The organism is Lactiplantibacillus xiangfangensis, from assembly GCF_001438845.1.
Lineage (GTDB): Bacteria > Bacillota > Bacilli > Lactobacillales > Lactobacillaceae > Lactiplantibacillus > Lactiplantibacillus xiangfangensis.
On record NZ_JQCL01000057.1, the window covers coordinates 86,415 to 106,021 of the forward strand.

Below are 19,607 nucleotides of genomic sequence, written 5' to 3' on the forward strand. Positions count from 1 at the left end.
TCGACCATAACAATAGGAAAAACCAACCATTTTCTGATTGGCTTTTTGAGTTTTGTCCCAAACGCTTTTTATATTGTGAAGGCTTATCAATCTGATGGGTAAGAAGTTGATTAGGATTTACGCTTAGGGGTTATTAAGCTAAAGCTGGCATGTTAAACTAAAATAATAAATTCACAATATCTTATTTATCGAGGGGGAACAGATAATGAAGACACGCTTATTTTCAGTCATTGCCAGCTTAACGTTGGTGACTGCTAGTTTGGCAGGATGTGGTAATGCCAACACGACCAAGAAGAGTAGCAGTAGTAGCAGTTCCAAAAAAACGGAGGTGACTACGGGGGCGTCAAAGACCCAGTATTCAGCCGTTAAAGACCTGAAGTCGAAGTACGACGTCGTCATCGTTGGTGCCGGTGGTGCTGGGATGTCTGCCGCATTAGCTGCGAAAGAAAAAGGACTCAAACCCGTTATCTTAGAAAAGATGCCGGTCGCTGGCGGGAACACGTTAAAGGCTTCCTCCGGGATGAACGCTTCGGAAACGAAGGTTCAAAAGAAAGCGGGCGTCAAGGACTCTAACGATAAGTTCTACAAAGAGACGCTTGAAGGTGGCCACGGGACGAACGACAAGAAGATGTTACGCTTCTTCGTTGACCATTCCGCCAGTGCTGTTGATTGGTTAGACGGCATGGGCATCAAGCTGAATAACTTAACGATTACCGGTGGGATGAGCGTTAAACGGACGCACCGCCCAGCGGATGGTTCCGCGGTCGGGGGTTACTTAGTCAGTGGTTTACTCCGCAACGTTAAGAAAAATAACATACCAATTTATGTCAATGCCGACGTCACTAAAATCAATGAAAAGTCGGGTAAAGTTGACGGTGTCAAAGTTAAGTTTAACCAAGATAAGACAAAAACAATTAGTTCTAAAGCAGTTATTGTGACAACCGGTGGCTTTGGTGCAAGCAAGGCCATGATTAAGAAATACCGTCCGGACCTGTCCAAGTACGTCACGACCAACCAAGCCGGGAGTACTGGTGACGGAATCAAAATGATCCGGTCACTGGGTGGCTACACGGTTGATATGGACAAGATTCAAATTCACCCAACGGTTTACCAAAAGCCGCCATACTTAGTTGGTGAAGCAGTACGTGGTGAAGGTGGTATCCTGGTCAACAAACAAGGGAAACGGTTCACCAACGAAATGGGGACCCGTGACGTGGTTTCCGCAGCCATTAACAAGCAATCCGGCAAGTACGCTTACGTGCTCTTTGACGGCGGCGTTAAGAAGCGGGTCACGGCTATCAACCAGTACCAGAAGAAGGGTATGGTCGTTTCAGCCGACAGTCTCGCGGGCTTAGCTAAGAAGCTTGGCGTTTCCAGTGACAACTTAGCCACAACCGTTAAAACGTGGAATAAGGACGTCAAGAACAAGAAGGATGGCCAATTCAAACGGACGACTGGGATGGATCATCAGCTGAATACACCGAAGCATTACGCAATTAAGATTGCACCTGGGATTCACTACACAATGGGTGGGGTCAAAATCAATCCACAGACCGAAGTATTGAAGAAGTCTGGTCAAGCAATCCCTGGTCTCTACGCTGCTGGTGAAGTCACCGGTGGACTGCACGGGGACAACCGGATCGGTGGGAACTCCGTTGCGGAAATCGTGATCTTTGGTCGCCAAGCTGGGACGCAGGTCGCAAAATACGTTAAATAATAGTGCATCAAAAAAAGAGCTGAATTTCAGCTCTTTTTTGATGCGCTAAATTTAAAGTTCCGACGCCTCCGCTCAACACAGTCTTGCTAGTGTAACTATGGTTAGCGGTGATTGAGTAGTCATTTAGCATTAGCTTCTTAGTTATTGCAGGTTAAATTTACTTGTGAGTTGGTTGAGTACTGGAATCTTGAAGAGCGCCAGTAGAACCGCGGTGTAGATCACGTACGTCACGATTTCTTGAATGAAGCGAGTCGTCAAGAGCGCCGCCCACGGTGTGAGGTACATGATATGTAACCACAAGCTGTTTAAAATGAAATTCCAGATGAAGACGACAATGAAGTTGGCGAGTAGTATTCGGGGCAAGGTCGCTTTGTGTTGAAACGTAATGCCGAAGGTTAACCCCGTCAAGAAGGCAGTCAGAATGAATCCCGGGAAAAAGGTAAATTTCGGGAAGAGGAGCATGCCTAAAAAATAGGCAAGAGCGGTGCTACCAGCCGTGACCAGTGGTGAAAAGAGGCGAGCCGTCAACGCAACGATGATAAAGGCAAAGGCAATTTTAGTCGTTAAAAATTGAATGGATAGCAAACTCCCCAGCACAATCTGCATAGCGGTGAGCACGCCTAGCGTTGTGATCTTTTTGACAATAGTTTGTGAGCCCATAGCGAATTGTTTCCCCCTAAGTGATGAATTAACTAGTATTGTAAGGGAAAAGGTGGGGTATTACTAGTCTAAATTATCTTTTTACGAGTGATATTGAGTTGAACGATATGGATTCAATGGTGACTAAGCTAGTCATGCTCGTAGTTAGTTGGTCGCTGGTAGCGTATTGTGAGTAAATTACGCAATACTTATGCAATCGCTTGCAATAATGTTGAAAACGTTTTATATTTAAGCCTGTAGAAACATTCGATTGGAGGGGACAACATGGCAACAATCAAAGATGTTGCCAAGCGCGCGGGGGTTTCGCCATCAACGGCGTCCCGTGCAATGCATGGTAGCAAAGTCATCAGTAAGCCAACGCGGGATAAGGTTATTAAAGCTGCTCGTGAATTGAACTACGCACCGGATTTCAATGCGCAAAATTTAGCCACTAAAGCTAGTAATACGATTGGCGTCGTTTTACCAGTTGATCATCATGAAATTTTTTCAAACCCATTTTTCTTGGAAATGATTCGGGGAATTAACGAAGTTTGTAGCAAGAACGGGTCAATGACGACCCTCGCCACGGGGATTTCCAGTGACGAACTCGTGCATAATATTGACGTCATGATTGCGCAAGGCCACATTCGCAATTTTATTTTGTTGTACTCAGAAAAAAATGATCCGGTGGTCGAACGACTGAATCATTTTGACGTGCAGTACGTCATTATTGGTAAGCCCTATCAGGAAGTCAATAAAACGTCCTACGTCGATAACGACAACGTACAAGCCGGAACGGACGCGGCCCAGTACTTAGTTGATCGCGGTCATCAGCGGATTTGTTTTCTATATTCAGACTTGTCCAAAATGGTTCAGGGTGACCGGATGCTCGGGTACCAGCGGACAATGATGCAACACCAATTACCAAGCATTTTATTAGAAGCGCGATTCGAAGACCATGCCTCGGGAGTCAAATCCATGAAGCATTTCTTTGAACAATATCCAGATGTGACCGGTTTTGTGGCGGTCGATGATATGATGGCGCTTAAGCTGCAACAAGTGTTACATAACGATCCGGAATGGAAGGTCAAGCAGTTCTCACTGATTGGGTTCAATAATTCGATCTTTTCAGAGTTAGCGCACCCGACCTTGACGTCAGTTGCGGTCTTTCCACAACGCTTAGGCGAAGAAGCGGCTAAAATCGTGATGACTGACCGGCCGGCTGAAGAGTTATCAACGGCTGTGATTGTGCCCCACCAAATCGTTACCAGACATTCGGTGCACCCAATCAGGTCATTAAAATAAAGCATCGGGATTGAGCGGCAGCTAAAGAGGGGGAATTTAGTCGATGGCAACGTTAAACGACGTCGCTAAGCGGGCCAACGTTTCTAAAATGACGGTTTCGCGAGCGATCAATCATCCAGAACAGGTCCGACCAGAATTACGAGATAGTATTTTGCACGTGATGGCTGAGTTAAATTATCAGCCCAATGCGGCTGCGCGAGCGCTGGTCAGTCGGCGGACCCGTGTGGTCAAATTAACGATTTTTGAAGATATGGACACCACTGAGCCTTATTACATGATGTTATTAGCAGGAATCGCGAATGAGTTAAACCAACATCAATACGCGCTACAATTGGCGACTCGCAATAGTTACGAGGTCGGCGAATGTGACGGCTACATCTTAACGGGAATTCGGCAAAAAAATTACGCCTGGGTCGAGCAACTCAAACAACCAGTTGTCTTTTTTGGCCGTAATCAGCAGGGTTATGACTACGTTGATACGAATAACTACCAAGCGATTCAAGATAGTTCGGCGTATGCCATTCAAAGTGGGTACACTAACCTCGTCTTTGTTGGCATTGCAGTAGATGAGCCTTTTGAACAGGACCGTGAACGGGGATTCCGTGATTTTATCACGGCTAATCAGGTTAGCGGCCAGTTGGTTCAGTTGGCCAATCACTGCCACGTCGCAACGGACTATGTGCGGCAACACTGGGCCGATTTTCCTAGCAATACGGCGTTTATTTGCGCAAGTGACCGTTTAGGAATTGGCATTGAAGACGGCATTATCCTGCAAGGAAAGCGGGTCCCTGAAGATTACGGCGTGATTGGGTTTGATGGGGTCCTACTGAATCAAATTGCGTCGAAACGCCTAACAACAATGAAGCAACCTTTGGAAGCAATGGGTCGAGCTGCGGTCAGACTACTTTTGGCAAACATTGCCAATCCTGGTTCACCCGCTACCCCCCATGACCAAGAAAAAATTATTATTAATTCACGGTTGTCGATTGCAGAATCGACCCGGTGATAGAGGAGCTTAGTAATGAGTAAACACTGGTATGACCAACAAACGATTTATCAAATTTATCCTAAAAGTTTTAACGATAGTAACCACGATGGCATTGGGGATATCCCCGGTATCACGGCGAAAGTGCCCTATTTAAAAAAACTAGGAATTACGACGCTGTGGTTGAATCCGATTTATCAGTCACCGCAAGTCGATAACGGTTACGACGTCTCGGATTATTACCAAGTTGATCCAAGCCTGGGGACGATGGCTGAAGTTGAAGAACTCATCAAGACGGTCCACGCAAACGGGATGTACATTCTGTTTGATTTCGTTTTAAACCACACTTCTGATCAACACCCGTGGTTTAAAAAAGCGGTAGCTGATCCGAATAGCCCGTACCGGGATTACTACTTATGGGAAGATCCAGCCGCGGATGGCGGCCGTCCTAATAATTGGGGGTCCTTCTTCGGCGGGAGCGTCTGGGAAAAAGATCCTGCGGGCGGGCCACAATATTATTTCCACTTATTTGATAAGCGGATGCCCGATTTAAATTGGAAAAATCCAGCCGTCCAGCAGGCGATGCGCGATGTCGCTGAGTTCTGGGTGGAAAAGGGAATCGATGGCTTACGGTTGGACGCCTTTATCCACTTAGCTAAGGCTGATTTTCGTCAGAATTATCCGAGTGCGACTGGGGATCAAACGCCAATTATTAGTGACATGTTTTACGCGCATCTTCCTAAGGTACATCAATATTTACATGACTTTGTCGCGGGAATCAAAGCAAAACATCCTGAAACTTACGTTGTGGGCGAAGCGTCGTCAGCCGATGCCCATTTGATGGTCGATTACACGAAGCCGGGGACGGACGAATGTGATAACGTCATCACGTTTAAGACGTTTGCGGATGATAATTCGGGGGATGACCCAACGTTCTCTGACATGTTCCAACCACGACCAATGGATGTGACGACTTATAAACAGCATACGGTTGGGATTCAAGCCGCCTTGGCAGATACCAGTTTACCAACGCTTTATTGGAATAATCATGACATGGCGCGGGTGGCAACGCGTTATGGCGATGCTAATTATCCACTGGCAAGTGCCAAATCGTTAGCGACGGCGCTGTACTTGCAGCGCGGAATTCCAATCATCTATTATGGTGAGGAATTGGGCTTAACGAATATTCGTTACGATAACGTGGCCGACTTTGAAGACCAAACGGTACCGGGATTTGTTGCCAGTGCTAAAGCGGCGGGTAAGTCACAGGCTGCCATAATGGACATGCTCAACCGCACCCATAAGATGGCGGGCCGCGGTCCGATGCAATGGGATGACAGCCAGTATCACGGTTTCTCAGATCACTTGCCATGGAAACACGGTGCAACCGATCGCATGAATGCACATGATGAGATGACCGATGAGAACAGTGTGTTCAATTACTACCGTGAATTGCTTAAATTGAAACGGCAAGCACCGTTCACAAGTGGCCAGTTCATCATGTTACCGAGTGATCAACGGTTCTTTACTTACTTGATCGATGATACGAGCGAACGCGCTGCGGTCATCTGTAACTTAACGGATCAACCACAAACTTATACGTTACCGTTTGCAGGGAAGCGGGTCTTGCTCGTGCAGGGCGGGGCAACCGTTGCGGCTGACCAAGTGACCTTACCCGCTTGGAGTAACATCGTTGTCCAAGCAAAGTAATGCAAGTATTGGTTGATTATTCAACGATTGGTATAGTATTAACTACACTAATGTTTGTAAACAAAAATCGTTAACATTTTATAAATTGGTATAAATGTTGATATGACAGTAAATCCCAGCTAATTATCTAGCTGGGATTTATTTTTTAACAAATATTGTTAACGTTAACATTACGAAAACGCTTGCGAAAGCGTTTGCACAGTTGCATAATAAATTATGGTAAATGAATTAAGATACTTCGCAAGGAGGAAGCACTATGAGTACTTGGAAAAAGTTGGGGATGGGTGTTTTAGCCACGGGCTTAGCACTCACGCTTGTAGGTTGTGGTAATAGTAAGTCTTCATCCAGCTCTTCATCAAAGATGGGTAAGACATTAAAGGTTTCTGCGGACCCTTCATATAAATCATATATGAAGTCTGTGATTCCTGCGTTTGAAAAGAAGAACAACGTTAAGGTGAAGGTTTCATACAAGGCCATGCTTGATGAAGACGACGCTTTGAAGTTGGACGGTCCTTCAGGTAAGGGTCCTGATGTTTTGATGGCACCATACGACCGGGTTGGTCAAATGGCGTCACAGGGACAATTAGCAACGGCCAAGTTAGTTAACGGTCGTTACAATGCAACGGGTAAGAAATCCGTTACCTATAAAGGTAAGGTTTACGCCGCACCCGTTACGATCGAATCTGATGTGCTCTACTACAACAAGAAGTTGATCAAGAACGCACCTAAGTCATTCACTGAACTTGAAAAGTTAACTAAGGATAAGAAGTATGCTTACGCTAACGACAAGTCGAAGTCAGTTGCTTTCTTAACACAATGGACTAACTTCTATAACTCATTCGGTGTGATCAAGGGTTACGGTGGCTACGTCTTCGGTTATAACAACACCAACGCTAAGAAGATGGGCTTGAACAACTCTGGCGCCGTTGAAGGGTTAAGCTACATGACCAAATGGTTCACGAAGTACTGGCCAAGTGGGATGCAAAACGTCACTTCAAACGAAAACTTTGTAACGTCACAATTTACTTCTGGCAAGACCGCTGCCGTTATCGATGGTCCTTGGATGGCTGCAACTTACAAGAAGTCTAAGATTGATTACGGGGTTGCCGTTTTACCTACTTTGAACAATGGTAAGGATTATCAAGCGTTTGCCGGTGGGAAAGCTTGGGCGGTTTCTAACTACTCTAAGAACAAGACCGCAGCACAAGCTTGGTTAGACTACATTTCAAACGATGCTAGTCAAAAGAGTCTTTACAAGTCTGCTAGTGAAATTCCAGCAAACACCGCTGCACGTAAGTCAGCTGTTGCGACTGGTAATGACATGGCAAGCGCTGTTTCCAAACAATATGACAAGGATGTTCCTTTGATCAACTTGCCACAAATGTCTGAAGTTTGGACCCCAGCACAAACAATGGTTACTAACGCTGCTAGTGGCAAGATGACACCAAAACAAGCTGCTAACAAAGCACAAAAGACCATTTTAACTAATATTTCTCAGAAATATGATAAATAGTCATTATTTTAAATAGCGTTTAAGGGGGCTGAAACAAAATTCGTTTTGTCTCAGCCTTTTTAAAAGAAAAAAAGCACTTAATTTAGGATTTATTAGGAAAGGGGTACGGGCGACATGCAGAAAAAAGATGCAAAAAAAGCGCAACGCCTGTCAATTATTCCCGGGTTGGGTCAGTTCTATAATGGCCAAACAATCAAGGGTGTCCTCTTTATCATCATTTTATTGGCATTCGTAGCAGAGTTTGCCTTAGTTGGGGTTAGCGCGTTCGCTAACTTGTTCACATTGGGTTCTGTCTCAATGGAAGACAACTCATTGTTCATGATGATTTATGGGACGTTACAGATTTTACTGACCATTGTGTTCCTAGTATTTTGGATCGCGAACATGTACGATGCCAAGCACGTAGCACAATTGATCAACAATGGTAAAAAAGTTTCACACACGTTTAAAGAATTAGGCGCGAACTTGTTGGACGGTGGGTTTGCTTACTTACTGACCACACCAGCTTACTTCCTGATGATTTTCACGATCGTGTTCCCGGTACTGGTTACCTTACTGATGGCCTTTACCAACTATGACTTTGCCCACATTCCACCAGCAATGTTGCTGGACTGGATTGGCTTCAAGAACTTCACGTCAATGTTCTTCTTGAGTAGTTACCGGGCAACGTTTAACGCCGTCTTTGGCTGGACCGTTATTTGGACGGTCTGCGCGACGACTTTACAAATCATCATTGGGATCGCAACGGCGGTTATTGCCAACCAAAACTTTATCAAGGGCAAGCGGCTATTTGGGGTTATCTTCTTACTCCCATGGGCCATTCCAGCCTTCGTTTCCATCATGAGTTTTTCAAACATTTTCAACGATTCAGCCGGTGCCATCAACGTGCAAGTCATTGGCTTATGGAACACCTTGGTTCCATTTGCCCACATTGCACCGATCCACTGGATGACCGATACGTTCTGGACGAAAGTTGCCATTATTATGATTCAAGGCTGGCTTGGATTCCCATACATCTATGTGATGATTACCGGGATCTTGCAAGCCATTCCCGAAGATTTATACGAAGCCGCAACTTTGGATGGGGCGACCGTGATGCAAAAGTTCAACAAAATCACGTTACCAACCATCTTTGCGATTGCAGCACCAATCTTCGTGACACAATACACGTTTAACTTCAATAATTTCTCGATGATCTACCTGTTCAACCAAGGTGGTCCCGGTGATGTCGGTGCAAATGCCGGTGGGACTGATATCTTGATTTCATGGATTTACAAATTAACGACTGGGACGTCACCACAGTACTCACTTGCGGCTGCCGTTACGTTAATTATTTCCGTACTGGTTATTGGGATTTCACTGATCGTCTTCAAGAAGACGCACGCGTTCGAAATGGGGGACTAGGTTATGGAAAATGCAACTGCACCAACTAAAAATGTAAATTCCAAACAAAATAGCGCCCGGCGGCATCGTTTTTGGAAAGAGTTCTTCACGTATTTTTACATGGCGATCTTAGCGATTATTATTATCTATCCGGTATTAATTACCTTCATTACCGCCTTCAAGGATGCCAACGTATCCGCGTTCGTTCTTGATTTCGGCGGCAAATGGACCTTAGCCAACTTCAAAGACCTCTTTACCACGACGCTGTACGGTAGCTGGTACTTGAACACCATGGTGATTTCAATTTCATGTATGGTCATTCAAGTTATCGTTGTAACCTTAGCGGGTTACGTTTACAGTCGTTACCGTTTTGCTGGTAAGAAATTCAGTTTAACTTTCTTCATCGTTATCCAAATGGTGCCAACCATGGCTGCCTTGACCGCTTACTACGTCTTGGCCAACATGTTAAATGCGTTGGACCACTACTGGTTCTTGACCGCCATTTACATTGGTGGTGGGATTCCACAAAACACTTGGTTGATGAAGGGTTACTTTGATAACGTTCCTTATGACTTGGATGAATCAGCTAAGTTGGACGGGGCCGGAAACTTCAAGATCTTCTGGTCAATCGTCTTACCACTAGTTAAACCAATGATCGCGGTTCAAGCGCTCTGGGCCTTCATGTCACCAGTTCAAGATTACCTGATGGCGAAGTTCTTATTGACGTCTGAATCACATTACACGGTTGCCGTGGGGTTACAAACATTCATTAATAACGCTCAAAATCAACAAGTCGTCTTATTCTCGGCCGGTGCGATTCTAGTGGCGTTACCAATTGCCTGCCTGTTCTTCTACCTACAACGGTTCTTCGTTTCTGGACTACTTGCCGGTGGGAGCAAAGGTTAAAACAAATTTTAGTAGGGGTGAATTTAGATGCAGATTTCAGCAAAAAAGGAAGGATCCATCGCATTTCCGGTCCGGTTTTTTGGCAGCCTCTTCTCACCTCGAAGAATGTTTGCGAACCGTGACAAATATAACTGGTTACAAATCATCGTGATTTTTCTATTCTTAACCGCGGTGATGTTGATGCCAATTCCGTTTTATTATAATCATCAAACCAACTTCAACTTAAAGCCGTTTTTACCAACGATTGATCGCATGGCTGACAGTTCGGCGATGCAGACGGCCTTTAAGCAAGCAACGTTTAAAGATCAACAATTTACCAACGTGAAACACCAAGTGATCCTGAGCAATCAGCATGAAGTGGCGGGCTTTAACTTAACCGCTGCGGACGTGGCCGGACGTAAAAGCGTGATTAATTTACACGCCAAAACGTTCCAAGTCAAAGCAGTCGGTAGTGAGTTTAGTGCTAAGTACGTACCAACGTACAATTTAAAGACCAATGCGCATGACTTCTTGGTGGACTCTTGGTATCAAAGTAACAAAGTGATGATTGGGCTCTTTATGTTAATGACGCTTGGCCTAATCATCGTGGGGGTCAACTTGATCCTCGTTAATGGCGCGGCGTTCTTCTTATTCTTGTCGCGACATAACAAAATCACTCATATTCGCAACTACCGTGAAGCTGTCAACCTGTCATTAATGATGATGGGGATTGGTAGTTTGCTTGCGATGGTCATTGGCTTGATTCACTTTGACGTGACGATCGAGCTAACGGTCCAGTCGTTGAGCTTAGCCTTCGTTGTGTTATGGGTTTACCTTAAGACTAAATTTAAAGATCCAGAAGTTGATGAAGCCGGTGTCTTTTAACGGCTGGTCAACAATCAAAGAGAAATGAGGAAGATTAATGGCACGCGATACGCAAACGAATTTACGCAACGACATGATTTATTCCGTGTTCGTACGTAACTACTCAAAATCTGGTAAATTCGCCGCAGTCACTGCTGATCTACAACGGATCAAGGACCTCGGTACTGATATCTTGTGGTTATTACCAATTTATCCAATTGGTGAAGCCAACCGTAAAGGGACCCTCGGATCACCTTACGCCATTAAAGATTATCGCGGAATCAACCCAGAATATGGGACCTTGGACGACTTCAAAGCGTTGACGGACCGAGCACATGAACTCGGGATGAAGGTAATGTTAGACATCGTCTATAATCACACGTCACCCGATTCCGTACTGGCGACAAAGCATCCAGAATGGTTCTATCATGATGCTGATGGTCAGTTGATGAACAAAGTCGGTGACTGGAGCGACGTAAAGGATTTGGATTATGGTCAGCATGATTTATGGCAATACCAGATCGACACCTTACTTTACTGGAGCCAGTTCGTTGATGGGTTCCGTTGCGACGTTGCGCCATTAGTCCCACTCGATTTTTGGCTAGAAGCTCGTCGACAAGTTAACGCCAAACATCCTGGTACGTTGTGGTTAGCTGAATCAGCCGGAAGTGGCTTTATTCAGGAACTACGGGCACAAGGGTACGTAGGGTTATCTGATAGTGAACTGTACCAAGCCTTTGATATGACTTACGATTACGACGTCTTCGGTGATTTCAAGGATTACTGGCAAGGACGGCGCACGGTGGATGGCTACGTGGACTTGCTTCAACGGCAAGACGCGACCTTCCCCGCAAACTATATCAAGATGCGTTTCTTAGAAAATCACGACAACGCCCGAATGATGAGCTTGTTACACAGTCAGCCGGAAGCCGTCAATAATTTGACGTGGATCTTCTTGCAGCGCGGGATTCCGCTAATTTACAACGGGCAAGAATTTTTAGCCGAACACGAACCGTCACTCTTTGATAAGGATGACATCGTGGACGACAAGCATGGTGACATCACGGCATTGATTCAAAAGCTCGTTGCAATTAAGAAGTTGCCAATTATGCGTGCCGCTGATTATCAGCTTGCGGTGGTTGAAGATGGCATCATCAAAGTGACGTATCGTGGTGCGGGTGAAGCACTCGTTGCCTGGATTCCGTTAAAGGGCCAAGTAAGTGAAGTTGCAACGACCTTGCAAGCCAACACTTATCAGAACTTATTAACGGAAACCGCCGTTAAAGTCAGTGACGGTAAAATTGCGGTTAACGGCCAACCCGTTTTAATTAAATATGCCACGGATACAGCGGCCACTAAGGTTGCTGATCAATCTAACTAGCTGAAAGTCAGCTTTAATTTTTGAACGTAAAAGCAACCGGTTGCAGTCGGTTGCGTATTAGGACGTAGCTTAGTAGTGAGAAAATAGGGGAGTGGATTTCGATGGTTGAAATGAATCTCGAACACATTTACAAAAAATACGAAGGTAACGAAAAGTACTCCGTTACTGATATGAACTTAGATATTAAAGATGGGGAATTCATCTTCTTCATTGGCCCATCTGGTTGTGGGAAGTCAACCACGTTACGTATGATTGCCGGACTAGAAGACATCACAAAGGGTGACTTCAAGATGAACGGTCAAGTCATGAACGACGTGGAACCTAAGAACCGAGACATTGCGATGGTTTTCCAAACTTACGCTTTGTACCCAAACATGTCCGTTTTCGACAACATGGCCTTCGGGTTAAAGATTCGGAAGACGTACAGCAATACTGAAATTAAGAAACGGGTCGACAACGCTGCTGAACAACTTGGTTTGACCGACTTCTTGCAACGGCGCCCCGCTAACCTTTCCGGTGGGCAACGTCAACGGGTTGCTTTAGGCCGAGCAATTGTTCGGGATGCCGGCACGTTCTTACTTGATGAACCACTATCTAACTTGGATGCCAAGTTACGGGTCGACATGCGGACCACGATTGCCCAAATGCACCAGCGTTTAAAGACTAACATGATTTACGTCACCCATGACCAAATTGAAGCGATGACCATGGCTGACCGGATCGTGATTATGAACGATGGTAAGATCATGCAAGTTGGGACCCCGCATCAACTTTATAATGAACCAGTTAACCAATTCGTGGCTGGTTTCATGGGGTCGCCATCAATGAACTTCTTTAACGCAACCTTACACGATGGTCGCGTGACGGATGGCGAAGGCTTGGACGTTGCCGTACCAGAAGGGCAATTAAAGACTTTGAAGGCCCAAGGTTACGACCAAAAAGAAATGATTGTCGGGATTCGTCCAGAAGATATTCACGCTGAACGGATTGCGCTTGAAGCAATGCCAGATTCAATCGTTAACACGAAAGTCGTCGTTTCAGAATTCTTAGGTGCCGAAAGCATGCTTTATTGCAAAGCTGGCAAGTCTAAGTTTACGGCCCAAGTTGATGCGCGTGATTACCACAATCCTGGTGAAAACGTCGAAGTTGCTTTTGAAATGGCCAAGGCACATTTCTTCGATCCAGAAACAAAGGATGTTATTCGTTAATTCGTCCAAGGAGGAGCAATTCTAATGAAACGTATTTTTGAAGTGAATCCGTGGCACGTGGTCAGTCATGAACTGGTTCCAACGGATAAACGATTACAAGAAAGCATGACGAGCATCGGCAACGGCTACATGGGGATGCGCGGTATGTTTGAAGAACACTACTCTAACGATACTTTGAAAGGTATCTATGTCGGGGGCGTTTGGTACCCTGACAAGACGCGTGTTGGCTGGTGGAAGAATGGTTATCCCGATTATTTCGGTAAGGTCGTCAATGCGGTTAACTTCATTAAAGTTAACTTGACGATCGACGGGGACCAGGTTGATTTAGCTAAGGACGACATTAGCGACTTTATGGTCGATTTGGACATGCACACCGGTGTTCTCCGGCGTTCGTTCATCGTGACTAAGGGTGAAAAGAAAGTCCAATTCTTGATTGATCGTTTTGTCAGTGCCGCTCAAAAGGAATTATTTGACGTCCACTATAGCGTTCACAACTTGAGTGCGGAACCCGTCCAAATTGGCTTTATTTCCCAAATTGACGCCGACGTTTTCAACGAAGACGCTAACTACGACGAACAATTCTGGCAAGTTCTCGATAAAAGTCACGCGCTGACTGGCGGGAGTATGGTCGCTGAAACTAAACCAAATGATTTTGGCACCCCACGCTTTACACTAGGCATGCAAATGTTGCACGTGACGGATCTCCGCGGTGTGGATGCACCGGAAACGGAAAAAGCTGTTACGAACATTTTCCGCGGGACTTTAGCGCCTGATGAGACCAAGAACTTTGAAAAACGAGTCATCGTGGTCACTTCCCGTGATTATAAAGATATCAAAACGCTACGTAGCGGTTTGGCAACATTGACAGAAAACGTCAATGCGCAATCATACGAAGAATTATTGCAAGCGCACCAAGCAGTCTGGGCGAAGCGCTGGGAATTGGCTGACGTGGTCATTGATGGTGACGACGCGGCCCAACAGGGGATTCGTTTCAACCTCTTCCAGTTATTCTCAACGTACTATGGTGAAGACAAACGCTTGAACTTAGGACCAAAGGGCTTTACCGGTGAAAAATACGGTGGTGCGACTTACTGGGATACCGAAGCTTTCGGGGTACCATTCTACTTGTCATTAGCCAAGCCGAAAGTTACCGAAAACTTATTGGAATACCGCTACAACCAGCTGGCAGGTGCGTTCCATAACGCTAAGCAGCAAGGGTTGGCAGGGGCACTCTACCCAATGGTGACCTTTAATGGGATCGAATGTCATAACGAATGGGAAATCACCTTTGAAGAAATTCATCGGAACGGTTCCATTGCTTATGCCATCTTTAACTACACCCGCTATACCGGTGATGAGACATACTTGAAGACCAAAGGGATCGACGTTTTGACGGCCATCTCACGTTTTTGGGCCGACCGGGTACACTTCTCAGAACGTAAGCAAATGTACATGATTCATGGTGTGACTGGGCCCAATGAGTATGAAAATAATGTCAATAACAACTGGTATACCAACCTGATGGCACGTTGGACATTGAAATACACATTGGCTAGCTTAAAGAAGGTCAGTGCTGAAAAGCAACAAGCCCTAGACGTCACCGACGCTGAACTGGCGAAATGGCAAGATATCGTGGACCGGATGTATTTGCCACACGATGACAAACTCGGCATCTTTGTTCAACACGATACGTTCCTGGATAAGGATTTGAAGCCCGTTTCGACGATTCCAGCGGATCAACGTCCAATCAACCAACACTGGTCATGGGACCATATTTTGCGGTCACCATACATCAAGCAGGCGGACGTCTTACAAGGTATCTACTACTTCATGGACCGGTTCACACCGGAACAGAAGAAGGCCAACTTTGACTTCTACGAACCGTTAACGGTCCACGAATCCAGCTTGTCGCCCGCAGTTCACGCTGTATTAGCGGCGGACCTGCACTACGAAGACAAAGCGGTTGAAATGTATCAACGGACTGCTCGGTTGGACCTTGATAACTACAACAACGACACGGTCGACGGCTTACACATTACGTCGATGACCGGTTCGTGGTTAGCAATCGTACAAGGCTTTGCTGGAATGCGTGTTAAGGACGATACGTTGGCGTTTGCACCATTTGTCCCTAACGCTTGGACACATTATCAGTTCCACGTTAACTTCCGTGGTCGGCTCTTAAAAGTCGACGTCAATCAACAAGGAACGACAGTGACACTCGTCTCTGGTGAACCATTGACCATTGAATTGAACGGTAACGCGGTGAAGGTTGCCGATACCGTTTCAACGAAATAAACACACTTGACCCTAACCTGGCCGAAACTGGTTAAGGTCAAGTCCTAACCCTAGAATGATTAACCCTCATTCTAACCTACTCCTAAATAGACGCCCATCTGCGAATGGACGTCTTTTTTGAGTTCTATGGATGGCAAATAATATCCGCTCCGTCAGTCAGCGTCGGTGTGCTGTGGGGCCGGTCGCAGCCACAGTGCGGTCTGCTCCCTCAATTCCAAGCCGATAACCCGCGTCTTGGAATCGTCCCGCAACATCCAGCCGGTGCCCTCCGGCTGATGTTGCCGGCACAGCACATCAACGCTGACTGACTGCGCTAAATATAGTCCTGCTATCATGAGTGACTGACATTTATTGAATATTGATAGTATCAGGGGAGGTTGAAAATTAAATTTCGAGATTGATTACGGTTGTATCAGTATTAGACTAATACAAATTAACTACTTGTGAGTTAGCCCGGTTACCACTGAGCATCCGATTAAAGCTACATTTATAGGCAACTTTCAGCTATGCTTTGGTTGCTGACAAACTTAACCGGTTTGTTTTAAAGCAATCTTAGCGTAGCCGGCAGAACCAGCGGGCCGTGTTGGCACTGTTAGCTGGCGTTGTTTGCCAGGTTATAGTTGAAAGACTCGTCCTTTGAGGCTTTCAAGCGAGGCGGAAGACCGTTCTTTGTCTGTAGCCGACCCCATGGCCCACTGATTCTGCCGGCGAAGCGCCGAAAATACTAATCTTCTAACGATAAGTAGTGTGATGGCAACGATTGAACTAGTTTTCGCACTTTCAACCTTCAGATAAATAACATTAAAAAAACAGCTTGTAGGATCAAATATGACCTTATAAGCTGATTCTATTTGGAAATGATTATTTCGCGACAATTAATTGGCCGCTGTACGGTTCATCCAGCAACGTGTGCCCCTGAATGAAGCCATCCAGTGTAAAGGGTAGCTGCTGCGCAATGTCGACGGTTAACTGCCCCGTTCTGAGTAACTTGAATAGCATCTGCAAGGTGGCCTGATCCGAAATCACATTCGTTGGATGCAGTACCTGGAACCGGATCGACTTACTAGTTGCGGGTAGGTGGGTCGCAAATGACGCGATGGTCGCGTTAAACTTTGCCATTGCGAGATCGTCCTTACCGTTAGTGTTGTCGTGACTGACGTTGATAATCACGTCGCCCCGGTCTGCTAAAACGTGGACCGGATTTTGACGGTCGGGCGCGACAACTTGTTCAACCCCGAGTGCGGTCAACTTGTCAGTAAAGTGCGACGGGGCAATGGCAATGACGTTTGCACCTAGACGCTGTGCCAACTGGATCGTTAACATTCCGACCATACTGCCGGCACCTTGGACGATCACGGTCTGATCCTTCTGGACGTCCGCAAAGTAACGGACGGCTTTATAGGCGGTGATCCCCGGCGTAATTAAACTGGCTGCTTGTGCGGGAGTAACGTCGTTTGGCACCGTCACGGCTAAGTCGCTATCCAGCGTAACTTGCTCAGCGTAGGTGTGTTGAGCGTGGGCCGCAACGAGGGTTCCAATGTCCAACCCCGTTACCCCGGGACCGACTTTGAGCACCTTGCCCACGACGTCGTGTCCAGGAATGGTTGGTAAAACTAAGTCGGTTCCCGTGCCTAGACGTTCGCGGCGGTCCTGGTCGTTCAAATTGACAGCGAGTGTTTCAATAGTAATTTGATTATTAGCTGGTTCAAGTACCGGTTGAGTAATCGTTTCAAAAACGGCGGGTCCCCCAAATTTACGATAACCATATGCAAGCATTAATATCCCCTCCTTGGCAAAAGCATGCTTTCGCTTAATTGTAGCGGGGAACCTGCTGAAATCACAAGCGGGTACCATTACTTTCCGGTTTGTGTTTAGTCAATAATAAAAGAAGTGTTTTTAGTTGCTTTGATTGGTAACAGGCGTTTGACGCTTAAGTCCCACACCAGTGAAGCCACTGATGATTGAAAAGATTGGCGATAGTAGGCTAAAGAAGCAGAACGGCAAGTAAGCCAGCGTTGAAACGCCAAGCGTGTTAGCGGCAAAGGCCCCCGCAACGCCCCATGGAATGAGGTAGTTGATCACTGTACCACCATCTTCTAGTACCCGGCTAAGGGCTAAGTTTGCTAGCCCCCGTTGGTTAAAGGTCGATTTAAATGCTTTACCCGGAAGAATAACGGAGAGGTATTGTTCACCGACAAAGATATTGACTCCGATTCCGGCTAGGATAGCAGCGGTGACGGTCGCGCCGGTGCCCTTTAAACGTTTAGCTAGTGGGACCATGGCCGTTTGAATCAAGTTGAATTTCATTAACAGGCCACCGAGTGAGAGCGTCAGCAAAATGAGTGAAACGGTGCCCATCATGGCGCTAATGCCGCCCCGTGATAAGAGGGCGTCGACACTGGCATTACCCGTTTTAGCGACAAAGCCGGTTTCAATCATGCCGGCAATTTTGCTCAGCGCAATGTGGGGTTGTTCAATAAAAATCATGACGATGGCCAAGCCAATGTTCATCAGTAAAGTTGGGATGGCTGGAATTTTAAGTAGGGCGCATGCAAACATCACAATGAGTGGTAAAGCGGCCCACCAACTGATCGTGAAGTTCTGGTTCAGCACCGTTAAGGTCGTTTGGATTTTACCCAGGTTGTTGCCCGTCGCTGCCCCCGTTCCTAAAACGGTGTACAAGATCAAAGAGACGATGAAGGCGGGAATTGTAGACCACATTAAGTTGCGAATGTGACTGAATAAGTCGCTTTCAGCGATGGCTGACGCTAAGTTAGTTGAATCGGACAGTGGGGAGGTTTTATCCCCAAAGATGGCGCCGGAAATAATGGCACCGGCGACTAACGCTGGGTCGATCCCCATGGTGGTCCCGATACCAAATAAGGCAATCCCGATGGTCGAGATAATGGTAAAGGCGCTCCCGATAGACGTTCCGATGATGGCACAAACGAGGAAAACGGACGGAACGAACCACTTCACGGAAATCAGGTTAAACCCAAAAACCATCATGGAAGGGATGATTCCGGCAGCAATCCAGACGCTGATTAGCGCTCCGATTAGTAAGAAAATAAAGATGGGGATGATCCCGGTCTTGATCCCGTCGACGATGCCACTGTGAATGTCGTCCCAGTGGGCGCCCCGAATGCGAGCCCAGAGAATGACTAAGGCAATAACTAAGATAACAGGGGTCTGTGGTGAGAGCCCGAATTTAATTACGCCGAGTCCCATAATTGCTAACATGATGAGTAAGACGGTTAAGGATTCTGGTAGGTGAACTGGCCGCCATCGTTTTGAATTTTCCATAATTAACACTCCTTTTATTTGGCTATAAAAAAATCGTCCCCGTTGCAATTATTGCAACAGGGACGATTGATTAGACCGTGGTACCACCCAGCTTGAGCCGCAAAATCGGCTCCACTCACTAGCAGTTAACGGGTCTAGTTATTATCCGCCGGGCGTACCCGGACTGTACCTACCGTATTTCATCGTAATTAGCCTGATCGGTTCGCAGCAACCACCGACTTTCTGACACACAGCTAATCCGCTACTTAAGAGTAGGGTTATCGTTCGTTATTTGATTATTGTGTGATGATAGCATGCTTGATTTGAAACGTCAACTAACGAATAAATTTATTAATTTTAAAATGGCTAGTCGTGGAGGCGCCCGATAGTTGATAAATATGGTAAATAACCGTTAAGTAATGGCTGATAGACAGTACGTG

At 46.1% G+C, this 19,607-nt stretch carries 14 protein-coding genes; 11 read left to right on the plus strand and 3 right to left on the minus strand.

Annotated features, from left to right (window positions below):
* The first annotated feature begins 205 nt into the window (after window positions 1–205).
* Entirely contained in the window at window positions 206–1,717 is a 1,512-nt protein-coding gene (locus tag IV64_RS05985; RefSeq protein WP_057706223.1) for a flavocytochrome c, read from the plus strand.
* A 141-nt stretch (window positions 1,718–1,858) separates the two neighbouring features.
* On the opposite strand, the gene IV64_RS05990 is transcribed toward IV64_RS05985, so the two are convergent.
* Window positions 1,859–2,377, minus strand: coding sequence for a folate family ECF transporter S component (locus tag IV64_RS05990; RefSeq protein ID WP_057706224.1), 519 nt, complete (start codon window positions 2,375–2,377; stop codon window positions 1,859–1,861).
* 264 nt (window positions 2,378–2,641) lie between these two features.
* Between IV64_RS05990 and IV64_RS05995 the strand changes: the two genes are divergently transcribed.
* The 10 genes from IV64_RS05995 to IV64_RS06040 all read left to right on the plus strand — a co-directional run bounded on the left by IV64_RS05995 (window position 2,642) and on the right by IV64_RS06040 (window position 15,885).
* Complete coding sequence (locus IV64_RS05995; RefSeq protein WP_057706225.1) at window positions 2,642–3,661, plus strand: LacI family DNA-binding transcriptional regulator; 1,020 nt, start codon at window positions 2,642–2,644, stop codon at window positions 3,659–3,661.
* Window positions 3,662–3,704: 43 nt separating this feature from the next.
* Window positions 3,705–4,667: a LacI family DNA-binding transcriptional regulator gene (locus tag IV64_RS06000; RefSeq protein WP_057706226.1), complete on the plus strand. Its 963-nt coding sequence runs from the start codon at window positions 3,705–3,707 to the stop codon at window positions 4,665–4,667.
* A gap of 15 nt (window positions 4,668–4,682) precedes the next feature.
* Window positions 4,683–6,356, plus strand: a complete 1,674-nt coding sequence (locus IV64_RS06005) for an alpha-glucosidase (protein ID WP_057706227.1) — start codon at window positions 4,683–4,685, stop codon at window positions 6,354–6,356.
* A gap of 256 nt (window positions 6,357–6,612) precedes the next feature.
* Window positions 6,613–7,869 (plus strand): extracellular solute-binding protein, encoded by a 1,257-nt coding sequence (locus IV64_RS06010; protein WP_057706228.1) that lies wholly within the window; start codon window positions 6,613–6,615, stop codon window positions 7,867–7,869.
* A gap of 114 nt (window positions 7,870–7,983) precedes the next feature.
* Window positions 7,984–9,273: a carbohydrate ABC transporter permease gene (locus IV64_RS06015; protein ID WP_057706229.1), complete on the plus strand. Its 1,290-nt coding sequence runs from the start codon at window positions 7,984–7,986 to the stop codon at window positions 9,271–9,273.
* 3 nt (window positions 9,274–9,276) lie between these two features.
* A complete protein-coding gene (locus IV64_RS06020) occupies window positions 9,277–10,158 on the plus strand; it encodes a sugar ABC transporter permease (RefSeq protein WP_057706230.1) in 882 nt (293 codons plus the stop codon).
* Window positions 10,159–10,185: 27 nt separating this feature from the next.
* Window positions 10,186–11,022 (plus strand): DUF1189 domain-containing protein, encoded by an 837-nt coding sequence (locus IV64_RS06025; RefSeq protein ID WP_157061067.1) that lies wholly within the window; start codon window positions 10,186–10,188, stop codon window positions 11,020–11,022.
* 37 nt (window positions 11,023–11,059) lie between these two features.
* Window positions 11,060–12,382: an alpha-amylase family glycosyl hydrolase gene (locus IV64_RS06030; RefSeq protein ID WP_057706231.1), complete on the plus strand. Its 1,323-nt coding sequence runs from the start codon at window positions 11,060–11,062 to the stop codon at window positions 12,380–12,382.
* Window positions 12,383–12,483: 101 nt separating this feature from the next.
* Entirely contained in the window at window positions 12,484–13,590 is a 1,107-nt protein-coding gene (locus tag IV64_RS06035) for an ABC transporter ATP-binding protein (protein WP_057706232.1), read from the plus strand.
* Window positions 13,591–13,614: 24 nt separating this feature from the next.
* Entirely contained in the window at window positions 13,615–15,885 is a 2,271-nt protein-coding gene (locus IV64_RS06040; protein WP_057706233.1) for a glycoside hydrolase family 65 protein, read from the plus strand.
* 861 nt (window positions 15,886–16,746) lie between these two features.
* Here the strand turns inward: IV64_RS06040 and IV64_RS06045 are convergent.
* The gene (locus IV64_RS06045; protein ID WP_057706234.1) at window positions 16,747–17,661 is read right to left on the minus strand and encodes an NADP-dependent oxidoreductase; all 915 of its coding nucleotides are present in this window, start codon (window positions 17,659–17,661) and stop codon (window positions 16,747–16,749) included.
* Between the two features lie 120 nt (window positions 17,662–17,781).
* Window positions 17,782–19,188: a Na+/H+ antiporter NhaC gene (nhaC, locus tag IV64_RS06050; protein WP_057706235.1), complete on the minus strand. Its 1,407-nt coding sequence runs from the start codon at window positions 19,186–19,188 to the stop codon at window positions 17,782–17,784.
* Window positions 19,189–19,607: the final 419 nt, after the last annotated feature.